Annotated in this window: 15 protein-coding genes; 8 read left to right on the forward strand and 7 right to left on the reverse strand. The window is 54.9% G+C overall.

All coding sequences use genetic code 11. From position 1 onward, the window contains the following. Positions 1–91 precede the first annotated feature (91 nt). From AC6T8Q_RS04935 to AC6T8Q_RS04950, 4 genes are all read right to left on the reverse strand, one after another. Positions 92–1,018 (reverse strand): hypothetical protein, encoded by a 927-nt coding sequence (locus AC6T8Q_RS04935; RefSeq protein ID WP_500678018.1) that lies wholly within the window; start codon positions 1,016–1,018, stop codon positions 92–94. A gap of 332 nt (positions 1,019–1,350) precedes the next feature. Then, positions 1,351–1,983: a DUF2934 domain-containing protein gene (locus AC6T8Q_RS04940; protein ID WP_500678019.1), complete on the reverse strand. Its 633-nt coding sequence runs from the start codon at positions 1,981–1,983 to the stop codon at positions 1,351–1,353. Between the two features lie 94 nt (positions 1,984–2,077). After that, positions 2,078–2,680, reverse strand: a complete 603-nt coding sequence (locus AC6T8Q_RS04945; RefSeq protein WP_500678020.1) for a hypothetical protein — start codon at positions 2,678–2,680, stop codon at positions 2,078–2,080. 92 nt (positions 2,681–2,772) lie between these two features. Then, the gene (locus AC6T8Q_RS04950; protein ID WP_500678021.1) at positions 2,773–3,306 is read right to left on the reverse strand and encodes an RDD family protein; all 534 of its coding nucleotides are present in this window, start codon (positions 3,304–3,306) and stop codon (positions 2,773–2,775) included. 83 nt (positions 3,307–3,389) lie between these two features. Between AC6T8Q_RS04950 and AC6T8Q_RS04955 the strand changes: the two genes are divergently transcribed. The 6 genes from AC6T8Q_RS04955 (at position 3,390) to AC6T8Q_RS04980 (ending at position 7,162) form a co-directional block, all read left to right on the forward strand. Further along, on the forward strand, positions 3,390–3,875 hold the full coding sequence (locus AC6T8Q_RS04955; RefSeq protein ID WP_500678022.1) for a VOC family protein: 486 nt from the start codon (positions 3,390–3,392) through the stop codon (positions 3,873–3,875). Between the two features lie 118 nt (positions 3,876–3,993). Beyond that, positions 3,994–4,536 carry an FHA domain-containing protein gene (locus AC6T8Q_RS04960; protein ID WP_500678023.1) on the forward strand — a complete coding sequence of 181 codons (543 nt, stop codon included), beginning with the start codon at positions 3,994–3,996 and terminating at the stop codon, positions 4,534–4,536. 49 nt (positions 4,537–4,585) lie between these two features. After that, positions 4,586–5,356: a MinD/ParA family ATP-binding protein gene (locus AC6T8Q_RS04965; protein ID WP_496919688.1), complete on the forward strand. Its 771-nt coding sequence runs from the start codon at positions 4,586–4,588 to the stop codon at positions 5,354–5,356. A 38-nt stretch (positions 5,357–5,394) separates the two neighbouring features. Then, on the forward strand, positions 5,395–6,420 hold the full coding sequence (gene glsA, locus AC6T8Q_RS04970) for a glutaminase A (RefSeq protein ID WP_500678024.1): 1,026 nt from the start codon (positions 5,395–5,397) through the stop codon (positions 6,418–6,420). A gap of 290 nt (positions 6,421–6,710) precedes the next feature. Next, a complete protein-coding gene (locus AC6T8Q_RS04975; RefSeq protein WP_500678025.1) occupies positions 6,711–6,908 on the forward strand; it encodes a hypothetical protein in 198 nt (65 codons plus the stop codon). After that, positions 6,905–7,162 (forward strand): type II toxin-antitoxin system RelE family toxin, encoded by a 258-nt coding sequence (locus tag AC6T8Q_RS04980; RefSeq protein WP_500678026.1) that lies wholly within the window; start codon positions 6,905–6,907, stop codon positions 7,160–7,162. The genes AC6T8Q_RS04975 and AC6T8Q_RS04980 overlap by 4 nt, the downstream gene beginning before the upstream one ends. A 10-nt stretch (positions 7,163–7,172) precedes the next feature. Here AC6T8Q_RS04980 and AC6T8Q_RS04985 read toward each other — a convergent pair whose 3' ends face one another. From AC6T8Q_RS04985 to AC6T8Q_RS04995, 3 genes are all read right to left on the reverse strand, one after another. Next, entirely contained in the window at positions 7,173–7,370 is a 198-nt protein-coding gene (locus AC6T8Q_RS04985; protein ID WP_500678027.1) for a hypothetical protein, read from the reverse strand. A 144-nt stretch (positions 7,371–7,514) separates the two neighbouring features. Next, complete coding sequence (locus AC6T8Q_RS04990) at positions 7,515–8,243, reverse strand: polyprenol monophosphomannose synthase (protein WP_500678028.1); 729 nt, start codon at positions 8,241–8,243, stop codon at positions 7,515–7,517. A gap of 27 nt (positions 8,244–8,270) precedes the next feature. Continuing rightward, the gene (locus AC6T8Q_RS04995) at positions 8,271–9,743 is read right to left on the reverse strand and encodes an ExeA family protein (protein WP_500678029.1); all 1,473 of its coding nucleotides are present in this window, start codon (positions 9,741–9,743) and stop codon (positions 8,271–8,273) included. A 221-nt stretch (positions 9,744–9,964) separates the two neighbouring features. Here AC6T8Q_RS04995 and AC6T8Q_RS05000 point away from each other — a divergent pair, with 221 nt between their 5' ends. After that, positions 9,965–10,651 carry a phosphoribosylanthranilate isomerase gene (locus tag AC6T8Q_RS05000; protein WP_500678030.1) on the forward strand — a complete coding sequence of 229 codons (687 nt, stop codon included), beginning with the start codon at positions 9,965–9,967 and terminating at the stop codon, positions 10,649–10,651. A gap of 145 nt (positions 10,652–10,796) precedes the next feature. Then, positions 10,797–12,152, forward strand: a complete 1,356-nt coding sequence (gene ahcY, locus AC6T8Q_RS05005; RefSeq protein WP_500678031.1) for an adenosylhomocysteinase — start codon at positions 10,797–10,799, stop codon at positions 12,150–12,152. The last annotated feature ends 44 nt before the right edge of the window (positions 12,153–12,196 follow it).

A 12,196-nucleotide genomic window follows, 5' to 3' on the forward strand; every position in this document is an offset into this window, starting at 1 on the left:
AGCGATGCCCGAAATGCAAAAACGCCCGCGCCAAAATCCCTTTGACGCGGGCGTTTCTCAAATTGTCGACTACACGAAAGGTGAAACGACGTTAATTCCCCTGCGCCGTCTGGTCGACTCGTGCGAGTTGCCATTGCTGTTGGCCCGTGGCGAAGTTTACGGCGACGCTACCCGTGGGTTGCAACAGTTGATTCATTGTCGTTTGAAATGTCACATCCTGATTGGTATCGAACGACCATTGAACGTGCTTGGTCTTGGGATTCAATGTGCCAACCACGTTGTGCGTCGTATTGGTGAACGAATCGTAGTAGACCCCACGAAGTTCGCCCGCATGATCGACCGCCAATTGCAGCATCACCGAGGGAGACGAATTCTGATTGGACGATAAGGAGTATGTTCCTAAGGTCATCCATTCTTGCGTATCCGGGGCAACGTTTGCCATCGTCTGCTGAGGTGCGTATGTCTCCGAAGGAGTTTCCTCATAGCCAATTGTGTCATCCGTGTCATCAACAGGCACATAGTAATCATCACTGATCCATGCGCCGACGGAGGCGATGCTGGCAGCCGCTATCACGCCAGCACGAGGATTGGCGTATCGCCAAGCTTGCGGATGGTCGGCATACCAAGCAGGCGAAAAGGGCTGATTCCGATTCTGGAAGTTGTTCGCCCGATCGCGAGCCGCTTGTTGAACTTGACCATTGCGGTTGTCAAATCCTTGTTGCTTGAAGGCATTCGATAGATTTTGGTTATCCAAACCGCGGGTATCGATCGCGTTATTTGCGTCTCCTTGGATCGCTCGATCCTGTTGGAACTGTCTATTGCCGTTGCCGATCTGCCCCTGGTCGCGGAAGTTGCGATCACCACGTGGAGCTGCGCTTTGTCGCCCGCCACCTCCGGCACCTCGACCGGCACCGCCTCGTCCACCACCGCCACCCCGTGCAAAAACAGGGCTGGCAATCAAGGTTGCCAACACCAGTAGTGTGGCCGCAACGCCCAATCGTGAATTCAAACAAGACATAGTCAATCCCCCCCAAAGTTGTGTGGTATTCCGTGGCAATCCCTCTCCGCGGGAAGTCGCACGAACATGTGCGTTTGTGGATGAGAATCACCAAGGAAAAGTTGTGTGCCGCCAAAACTGGCGAGCCGAAAAGCCAGTGAATTCTAGGCCATATTTTCTGGCTAAGACGGCGCTCTGCTTGATGTTGCCGCTGTAACTCGACCAATGGGCGCAATCGTCAACGCGTCATGCCGGAAATTCCGAACGACACGAGCCACAGCAATACGTTGGATAGCAAACTTACGCAGACCGTGGATTAATCCTCACGTCTGAGAGAAGATTGACGAGAAGAATTATTTGTCGATCCACTCCGCAGGTGGTTCGATTTCCGTTGCCACGGGGCTACCGGCATCTTTGCGCCCGCTCCCTTCAAAGCGGCTCGTGGCCCGCACGGTCATGTCGTGTTCGCAAAGGATCTGGCAACTCAGCCGCACGCCGGTAAGTCCCTTCGCCGCGAGGACGTCGCGTTCGGCCACGGTCATCTTGTCGGGTTCCCCGTCGACGAATTCGACTTTACAAGTCGTGCAGCGTGCCTTGCCGCCGCAGGCATGCAATTGGTCGATGCCCGCATCTTCGGTCAACGCCAGGACGAGTCGTTTACCCAGGGGGACTTCGACGCTGCAGACTCCGTCGACTGTAATTTTAGGCATAGTTGGGATCCTTTCGGGGATTTTGATGGGATTCACGGTTCCTGTCACCGCCGCGCCGGTCCAAGCGGGGGCATCGCTCGCGGGGAACGACTCCTCGGACGCTTCCTGAACGACGCCGACGACCGTGGGATCATCTTCGCAATGATGCTGCGCGCAGTAAAGCCGTTCTGCCTCGAGCCAATCCGCTTCGCCAGTGCCTGCGGGCTTACCCGCCTCTTCCCAAATGCGATAAGCCATTTTGCTAATGACTTCCGCCGTTGCTAGTGAGTGTTCCATGGCGTGATCCTCTCTGAAGTGTATCTGAGCCGCAACGCGCTAGTGTCGGGTTCCTTGAAAAGAGTGCAACTTGAATGCCAAGCGATATTAGCCATTAATCTGTGGCCAAGGCGGTTTCGGCTTCTAGTTTTTCTTGCATGGCATCGGTCGAAACTCGTTCAAAGGTGTCTTGACGTCGCTCACGGCCGGCACTTTCGAGGCGACTGCTGACTGCAAACCCCATGGCAATCATTCCGATTGTTCCTAGCGCGATCAGAGCGTAGGGGACACTTCTTCCCACGCGTTGCAGCCATGTCATCCGCGACAAAGTCTGCTCGACGTTAAGCAGTGATTTCGCGATGGCCTCCTGAGCCAATTGCTGTTTCGCCGCCAGGATTTTTGCCGGCGAAGGATGACGCTCGAGCGGATGGACACGCGTTGGCTTAAGCGCGTCGGGATCTTTCACAAACTTCAGCTTGTCGACCAGTTCGCAGCCGTGAACTTGCCACTTGCGAATCAGCAACTCAAAACCTTCGTCCGCGGATAAGGCTTGGTCGAACACCTCTTGTTCAAAGGCAATTACGAGCGCATCCGTTTTGCTCTCGCGACCGATCGCATAGCGACGTTTGAGCAGCATCGCATAAGTTTGAAATTCGGCCACCTCGTCCGTCGTCGGCTGCTGACGTCGTGGAAACACCAGATAGCGATAAGCACCCATTTTCAAACCTCGAGATCAATGGATCTTCGTGGAGTTTGAATCCTTAGTATTGAATTGTAGCACACAGTGGATGGTTGGCTCGGTTTGACTCCTCATCCTGATTGCAAATCGACCACTAAAGTTTTAGCAATAAGGTCGTCGAGTGAACGTCGTTTCTTGCTCAATAAAATTGCAACCGCACCGCATACAGTCCAGACCTGAGCAATCCGGATCATAATAATTAGCCAGTCTGGCTTCAACTGCTTGATGATTTTACCTCGATCGTACCAGCCCAAATAAAAATCGGAGATGGGCATAATAGACAATGTGTGAAGCGTACCAAAAAGAATTATGCCACCAAGTAGGATATCCGCTGAACTACGTAGCCATGCCTGTTTCCAAGTAATCTTTTCACCATTGAGTTGTAAGACACGAATGCCAATCGCATACTTGCCCGCAGTTTGGCCATAACGTCCATGACAGTAAACTTGGTAGCCATTCAGAATGACAAAGCGAACTAAATTAACAAGATAAGCCGAGGGCTTTGAAAATCCCTCCAGCCACCACGACAGGATAACCAGTGGAAAGAGAACGAGCCCATCAATAAGAACTGCCAACAGTCGTTGCCAAAAAGTAGCGTATGTCATAGCGTACTTATACAGTCGTCTAGCGACGACGCATAGCGAATTTATGTGTACGACTCATATCTAGCAATTAGCAGGAAATTCCTATGAACACAAATCTCGCGGAAAAACTTGTTGCTGATTTTGAAGCCGGTAAAATCACGCGCCGGCAACTCGTGGCAAGATTGATGGGGCTAGGAGCCGCCATGGCCATGACGGCGGACAACGCGCTAGCGCAAGAAGACACGAAATCCAAAGCGCCGACGTTTCAGGCCACGGGCCTGCACCACATTGCCTTGGATGTGACCGACGTGCCGCGTTCGCGCGACTTTTATGCCGAGCATTTGGGACTGCGCGTCACCAATGGCGATGACAATGCCCTGTTCATGGGGGCGGATGGCGAATTCTTTTTGACGTTGTTTCGTGCTGACAAGCCGCAGTTAAATCATTACTGCTACGGCATCAAGAATTTTGATACTGCCTCGGCCGTGGCGAAACTGCGTGCGGAGGGAATCAATCCTCGCGAAACGGGCGGCCGGGTATACTTTCCCGATCCGGACGGCATTGAAGTGCAGGTTGCGGGGGCAAGGTAAGAAATTAAGTACTTTGACAATGATCCAAAAGGATGCGGCGAACTGATTGCATTGCGACCAACGGTCCTTTAGAATCGTCACCGTGGGAAAGGCAAATCCCTCGACGACAACTTAATGGATGGTAGGCGGGAAGGAAGTGTTGGGCGTGATGACCAACGACTCTGACCCTCAATCCCCGCGCAGCCTGTTCATTCAATTGCTGGACTCCGCGCAGGGTCGTCCTATTCAAGCGTGGCGTTTCGATAATCTTCCCTCGATCACGATCGGTCGCGCCGAAGACAATCATATTGCCATCGCCGATCAGCAAGTTTCGCGGCTACACGCCAAGTTGGTCTGGCAGGAGAACGGCTGGCAGCTTATTTCGCTGGGACGCAACGGCACGGTGATCGACAATCACCTTGTCTCGGAGTTCCAACTGACCGACCAAACAATCTTTCGCTTGGGAACCGACGGACCCATGCTGCGCGTGAGACTTACCGAGGCAGAGCCGACGCGCACCGAAACAATAAGTAATTTTGATCCGAGCATGATTGCGATGCTGGCGGTTGACGAGGCCCGGACACAAGAAGAAGTTCGCCACATTACCGAAGACGCCTTATTTCAAGGTCTGTTGGAGCAATCGCAGATTATGAAAGCTCGTAGGCGAGAATCGCCAAGCTAAAGCATCCCTTTCTCCGCAAGGGTTTCAACTCGTCTCCAAGGATTGTCTTTTGCCAAAAATTATTTCCACACACTCCTTTCGCGGCGGCACGGGCAAGTCCAATACGACGGCCAATATCGCGGTCCTCGTGGCGCGGGCTGGGAACCGCGTGGGCGTCATTGATACCGACATTCAATCCCCTGGCATCCATGTGATCTTTCAGTTGCCCGAGTCCCGAATCGTGCGGGCATTAAATGACTACCTGTGGGAACGCTGCCCAATCGAAGAGGCCGCATACGACGTGACCGAGTCGGCGATTGGCACGGCGGAGCCTGACGCGGAACGTCCCCGCATTTTTTTGATTCCTTCAAGCATCAAGACGGGCGAAATTAGCAAGATCCTGCGCGACGGCTACGACGTGGGCAAACTCAACGACGGTTTTCAAAGATTGCTCGAAGATTTGCGGCTTGATTACTTGTTCATCGATACCCATCCAGGCGTAAACGAAGAAACCCTGCTTTCGATTGCCATCTCCGATATTCTGCTCCTAGTGATGCGTCCCGACAGCCAAGATTTTCAAGGGACGGCCGTCACGGCCGAACTGGCACGCAGGCTCGATATCCCCACCATGTTGATGGTGGTAAATAAAGTGCCGCCCGGCATGGATACGGTCCAACTCCGCGAGAAAGTAGAAACCACCTATCAGGCGGAAGTGGCGGCGCTCTTACCGATGAACTTCGAAATCGTCCGTCTGGCGAGCAGTGGAATTTTTGTCAATCGTTTTCCCGACCATCCGATGACGCTTGCGCTGCAGCAAGTGGCCGCACGGATCATGGCCTGATCCCTTAACAGAATTTAGCAATCGAGCCGGCAATGTCCATGAGCGACTCTGATGACCCGATCCAAGGGTTGATTGGCAACCTCAAGACTTCAGTCGCTCCGTTTCGCAAGACCTTGCAGGAGATCCACGCCAAGTATCGCGAACTGGATGAAGGTAAAGTTGCCGGCTACATTCCTGAGTTGGCCCTCGCGGATCGCAAGTGGTTTGGTATCTGCGTTGTGACGGTGGACGGCGATATCTTTGAAGTCGGCGACAGCCAACAGCTCTTTAGCATTCAATCGGTGTCGAAACCCTTTGTCTTCGGGAAGGCGCTCGAGGATCATGGCCGCGAGGCGGTGCTCAAGAAAGTGGGAGTCGAACCCACCGGCGAAGCGTTTAACTCGGTGGTGCTGGATGAAGTTTCCAATCGCCCGTTTAATCCGCTGGTGAACGCCGGCGCGATTGCCACGACCGATCTCGTCGGCGGCAAAGACTTTGCCGATCGCATCAAACGGATCCTGGCGATGTTCAGCACCTACGCGGGGCGCGATTTGCACGTCGACAACGCGGTGTTTCTTTCCGAGCGGACGACGGGGCATCGCAACCGTGCCATTGCCCATTTGATGCTAAATTTCGGGATGGTCACGGAGCAGGTTCAAGACTCGTTGGAATTATATTTTCAGCAGTGTGGCATTTTGGTGCACGCCCATGATTTAGCCGTCATGGGAGCCACCCTGGCCAACGGAGGCGTCAATCCCGTCACCAAGCAGCGTGCGATCGATCACGAATATGTCAAAGACATCCTGAGTATCATGCTTTCCTGCGGCATGTACGACTACGCCGGCGAATGGGCCTATCGCGTAGGCCTACCGGCTAAAAGCGGCGTGGGTGGCGGTATCTGCGCGGTCGTGCCGGGCGTGTGCGGCATCGGCATTTTTTCACCGCCACTCGACGAACGCGGCAACAGCGTGCGTGGCATCAAAGTATGCCGCGAACTCTCCGAACGATTTGGTTTGCACGTATTCGAAGTCGGCTTTCAGGGCGAAATCTTGCAAGAGCAGTTTCGGCTACGCCGATCGCGCTAAGCTAATCCAACAACGCTTCATCCGCCGCGGCTTCGGCGATTTCGAGTGTCAACTCGACGTTAATTTCCACGCTTTTGCTAACGTCGGCTTAGGCCAGGAACCAGGAACAATAACGAATGCAGGATACTCTCTCGATTTCACCGGTGTTGTAGCACAGATTGCAGTTGAGAGGCAGCTTGCTGCCGGCTTTTCCCTTTCAGTTCAAAAGATTTGAACTGACTCACATTGGTTGCCGTGGTAGAATTGACTTGTAAACAATTGACATCCCTCCGCATGTAGGGGTTTATTCTATGAGCGTTGACGAACTGGAAAACGCCATCACGCAACTCTCCCCGACGGAGATGGCTCGTTTTGCGCAATGGTTCGATGAATATCGCGCCGATCAGTGGGATCGCCAAATTGAACAGGATATTCTGTCAGGGCGACTTGACTCTGTCGGCCAGCGAGCGGATGCCGACTTTGAGGCAGGACGGTGCAGGCCACTATGAATCATCTGGCCACGCCAGAATTCTGGGCTCACTATCGTCAGCTTCCCGACGAGATGCGTAACTTGGCGGATAAAAACTTCACTTTGCTCAAGCAGGACCCGCATCATCCTTCGCTACGTCTAAAGAAAGTGGGAGTATATTGGTCCGCACGTGTGGGGTTGAATTATCGTGCGCTTGCGAAGGAACGTTCTGAAGGATTAGTTTGGTTCTGGATCGGCCCGCACGACCAATATGAGCGTTTGCTACAAAGCTAGACGTTGCTCCCTAATCCAACAACGCTTCATCCGCCGCGGCTTCGGCGATTTCGAGTGTCAACTCAATGTTGATCTCAACGTCTCCACTGGTGTAGATCTCATCATCCGCCGCCAGGGCTTGATCGATCTTGGCCTTCAACTCGCAGGGGAGTTCGTCCTCGACCGAGTCATCGAAATCTTCTGGCAGATCGTTATTGTTTCTAGACATCATCGTTCTCGCTGAATTGCCGCAAAAGGTCTCACTCAAAGTATAGAACGATATCTGAAGCAGCGAACATTGGGTGCCACTGCTGGCTTGCCCAGCAGTGTCTTCACAGTACTCGGTATGCTAATCGTTACAACCGTCAATAAATCAACGCTTGCGGAATCGTTTGGCCGCCAGCTGCGTGAGCATCCGCACGGCACCGACGCTTTCGCGCCACGAGATTTTTGATTTCCCGCGGGTGCGGTTCGTGAACGTGATCGGCACCTCGGCGAACTTCGCCCCGGCAAGTTTTAGATGCCACAAGACTTCTTCGATGAAGGCATAGCCCGAGGAGTTAATCTCCTGCCAGGGCAGCCCCGCGAGCAGGCGGGTGGTGTACACGCGGTAGTTGCCGCTGAAGTCGGTGATCGGAAGAGCAAGAATTTTTTGCGAAAGTGAATTGATCACTTTGCTCATGACCCGGCGTTGCATGGGCCAGCCGACGATTTGCCCCCCCGCGGTGTAACGCGAACCGATCACCACGTCAGCATAGGTTGCCGCTTGCAGCAGCGCGGGCAGTTTGTCGGGGGGATGGCTCCAATCGGCATCGAGCGTGACAAGATGGCTGGCCCCGCGCTCAATGGCGGTTTGCATGAGCAACGTGATCGCCGAGCCAAGCCCCAGCTTGCCGGGGCGCTCAATGCACGAGAACCATTCTTCCTTCTCCGCGAACTCCCGACACCATGCCCCCGTGCCGTCGGGCGAATTGTCGTCGACGACCAGCACCTGGGTTTCGGGCAAGATCGTATGGATCAGCGCCACCAGTCCGGGCAAATTGTCCAACTCATTGTAAGTGGCCAAGCCAATCAACACCGCGGCGGGATCAACCATTGGCATGAGCGTGTGGCGAGCGTCCGCTGGGCGTTAACCAACCCGATGGGGCTTGTTGTTTGCTTCGAGGCTGCTGAACAACTGACGGAAGTTGCGGCTGGAAACGATCGTGGGCCCGGTGGTCCGTTCATCTTCGACAATCAGCACGTCACCGAAATCCGCTGCTTCCACTTCTTCTTCCAATTGCGCGAAGGCAACCGGCTCCGCTTTCAATGCCACTTGTTCGAGCCGAGTGACTGGTTCCGTTTTGACCGGCGCCAAGAGTGCTTCTGACTCTGCTTGCAGCTCGCACATCTTGAGTTGTTGGGCAAAGGCCGTATCGATGCGGTTGATCACCTTGGGGGCGACGGCCAGCATTTGATCCTCGAATCCCATGTATTGATCGAAGACCACTTCCTCGGAAGCGAAATCTTCCTCGAACGGATTCCTGGCTAGCGGGGCCGTGTAGGTTTGGGCAATCGTACCGAGATTCTTGAACTCGTCTGTGATGGCTGCGGTATTGGGGAGCGAATCGAAGAATTCATCCCCGTCGCCGTAGGCTCCAAAACGAACACCGTTGATGGGGATCGAAGCGGGGAGTTCGTCGTCACTCTCTTCAATGGCAGGCGCACTGAATTCCACGGCACTGAGCGACAGCTCACCGAACTCGACGGGGCTGTTGAGTTCTTCGGTCGCTGTTAGATTCCAAGGGGCTGGAAGCTGTTGCAGCTCGGCCCAGGCTTGTTGCACTATGTCGGCATCAATCGGAGCGTAACCAGTTTCGCTTACCAGCCACACAAGTTGATCGCCAATTTGATTGATCAACCGGGGCACACCGTCGGTGGCGGTGAAAATCGCTTCGAGGCCGTCTTGGGCATAAAGTTTGGCCGGATCAATACCGACGGACGCCACTTGGGCCCGTAAGTATTGGAAGGTTTCTTCGCGACCCAACGGAGCCAGATAGCAGCGATGAGCCAATCGTTGTGAAAACACCTCGAGTTCTGGTTCAGCAAAACGCTCTTCCAGCGCGGCACAGCCGACCAGCACGAGGCCAACAAGCAGTTCTCCCTTATACGATATATTCGTAAGCGCGCGGAGTTCTTCCAGCAATCGCGTGGGGAGCGAGTCGGCCTCGTCGACAAGTAGCAACAACTTGCGGGGCTTGCCTTCCAGCGGACGCAAGAATTCGAGCAGCGACAACCGCAAGTCTCCTTCTTCCAACTGGCGGTAGGGCAAGCCGAGTTGGAACAGGATCGATTGTTGCAGCGCGCGGCGGGTGCAAAGCTGAGCACCAGCCAGCAGCACGGTCGTCATCTTATTCTCGAACTGGCGCGCGAGGACTTCCAACAGCAGCGACTTGCCGGTTCCCGTGCCGCCGATCAACAGGGCCGGGCCTTCGCCGCGCTCGATGCAGCGCGAAAGCCGACGACGTGCCTCTTCGATCACCGTGGCGGGGAAATAGCGATCCGGATCGGGGGCCGCGACAAAGGGTCTCTCGATGGTGTCGATGGGGGAACTCTCTTCCATGGTGCGCACTTCCTGGTTCACAATAGCGAACTCACTAGGTAACGGAGTGAACAATGCGTAGGGAATCTGCCTGGGACACTCATTCTCCACCATCGGCAATGCCGACGCGTGGCCTGCACCTCTGGGGTGTCAATTCGACTCAGCTTGACCCTCAATCTTTAACAGGGACAATGCATAACCGGTAATGTCTTGTTTAGCCGTACGATCCACGCGAGACGCACATGTTCCGCATCAAAATTTGTGGCATCACGAATCCTACTGATGCGTTGACTGCTGTTGATGCTGGCGCCGATGCGATTGGTCTGAATTACTTTGCTGGCAGCAAGCGTTACGTGCCGCTTGTCGAGGCAAAAAAGATTGCCGACGCCGTGGGAAATCGTTCGCTGAAAGTCGGCGTGTTCGTCACGCAATCAGCGGATGATTTGAATGAAATCGCGCGCGGTGTGGGGCTCGATGCCGTGCAGTTACATGGCGATCAACCCCCGGCTTATTTATTAGACGTCGAGCCGAGCTTTCCCATCTTGCGTGTCTTTCGGATTGGCAAATCTGGCTTTATCAAAGTGAAAGCCGACCTCGTGATGTGCGAAAAGTTTGGCCGCGTCCCAGAGGCGTTGTTGATCGACGCCGTCGCGCCGGGGGAATATGGAGGGACCGGTCGCCGGCTTGATTGGGATAGCTTGGGTGACCGCATCGAGATATTGAACTTTGATCGACCAGAGCCCATGAAGCTGATCTTGGCGGGTGGGCTGACGCCGGAGAACGTGGCCGAAGCGATTCGGGTCGTTCGGCCCTACGGTGTGGATGTAGCCAGCGGCGTCGAGTCGAGTCCCGGTCAGAAAGACCCCGACAAAGTGCGGGCCTTCATCGCGGCTGCGAAGCGCGGATTTGCCGAAATCGGCCGCGAATAGGGCCCTGTCGCTTGTCAGCCCAGCCCTTTGCGGGATAAACTCATACAACCGTTAAAGTTGTTAAAATCGGGCGGTTAGTACGTCGGCAAGGAATCGACCGCTGCCTTGATCTTTCTATCAGTATTCTTAATGGAGATTTCCGAACGTGGCCCAAGTTGAAACCAGGCTTCCCTACAAAGTCCTTAAATGTTCCGACGCCGAATTTGAACGCCTCGCCAGCTGGGGCCGCAAAGAGATCGAACTGGCTGAAAACGAAATGCCGGGCTTGATGGCCTTGCGGGAAAAGTACGGCAAGACCAAGCCGCTCGCCGGAGCGCGGATTGCCGGCTGCTTGCACATGACGATCCAAACCGCCGTTCTCATAGAGACGCTCATCGATCTCGGCGCGGAAGTGACTTGGAGCAGCTGCAACATTTTCTCGACCCAGGATCACGCCGCTTGTGCGATCGCCGCAGCGGGAGTCCCCGTCTACGCCTGGAAAGGCATGAGCGAGGAAGAGTTCGATTGGTGCATCGAGCAGACCTTGTTCTTCCCCTCGGGCAAGCCGCTCAACATGATCCTCGACGACGGTGGCGACCTGACCGCAATGGTTCACACTCGCTATCCCGAATTCTTGGAAGACATCCGCGGCCTGTCGGAAGAGACCACCACGGGCGTACATCGCCTGTATCAGATGCACGAGCGCGGCGAGCTCAAGGTTCCCGCGATCAACGTGAACGACTCGGTCACGAAGAGCAAATTCGACAACCTGTACGGCTGCCGCGAATCGCTCGCCGACGGCATCAAGCGTGCCACCGACATCATGGTCGCCGGCAAGGTGGTTGTGATCGCTGGCTACGGAGACGTTGGTAAGGGTTCGGCCCAGTCGATGAAGGGTTTGGGTGCTCGCGTGATTCTCACCGAGATCGACCCAATCCTCGCGCTGCAAGCCGCGATGGAAGGTTATGAGATCACCACGATGGAAGACGCCGTCACCCAAGGCGATATCTTCGTCACCACAACCGGCTGCCGCGATATCATCACCGGCGAGCACATGTCGAAGATGAAGAACGACGCAATCGTCTGCAACATCGGTCACTTTGATCTCGAAATCGATATGGCTTGGCTCAACGGTGAAGTGAAGGCTGGTCGTGCCACGAAGGATCGCATCAAGCCGGCTGAAGTGGGTGCCGTCGATAAGTACACTTTCACCAAGAGTGGCCGCTCGATCATCATCCTGGCCGAAGGCCGTTTGGTGAATCTCGGTTGTGCAACGGGCCATCCCTCGTTCGTGATGAGCAACTCGTTCACGAACCAGGTGCTTGCTCAGTTGGCCCTGTGGCAAGAGACCGACAACTACCCGCTCGGTGTGCACGTACTGCCCAAGAAGCTGGACGAAGAAGTCGCTCGCCTCCACTTGGACAAGCTCGGCGTGAAGCTCACCAAGCTCACCAAGGCCCAAGCCGATTACCTTGGTATCCCGGTCGAAGGCCCCTACAAGCCGGAATACTACCGGTACTAATGCCGCTCGCGGCTTAGCAAAGATTTCCTAACGAACCGCTGGCG

This window comes from Bythopirellula sp. (assembly GCF_041737835.1).
Lineage (GTDB): Bacteria > Planctomycetota > Planctomycetia > Pirellulales > Lacipirellulaceae > Bythopirellula.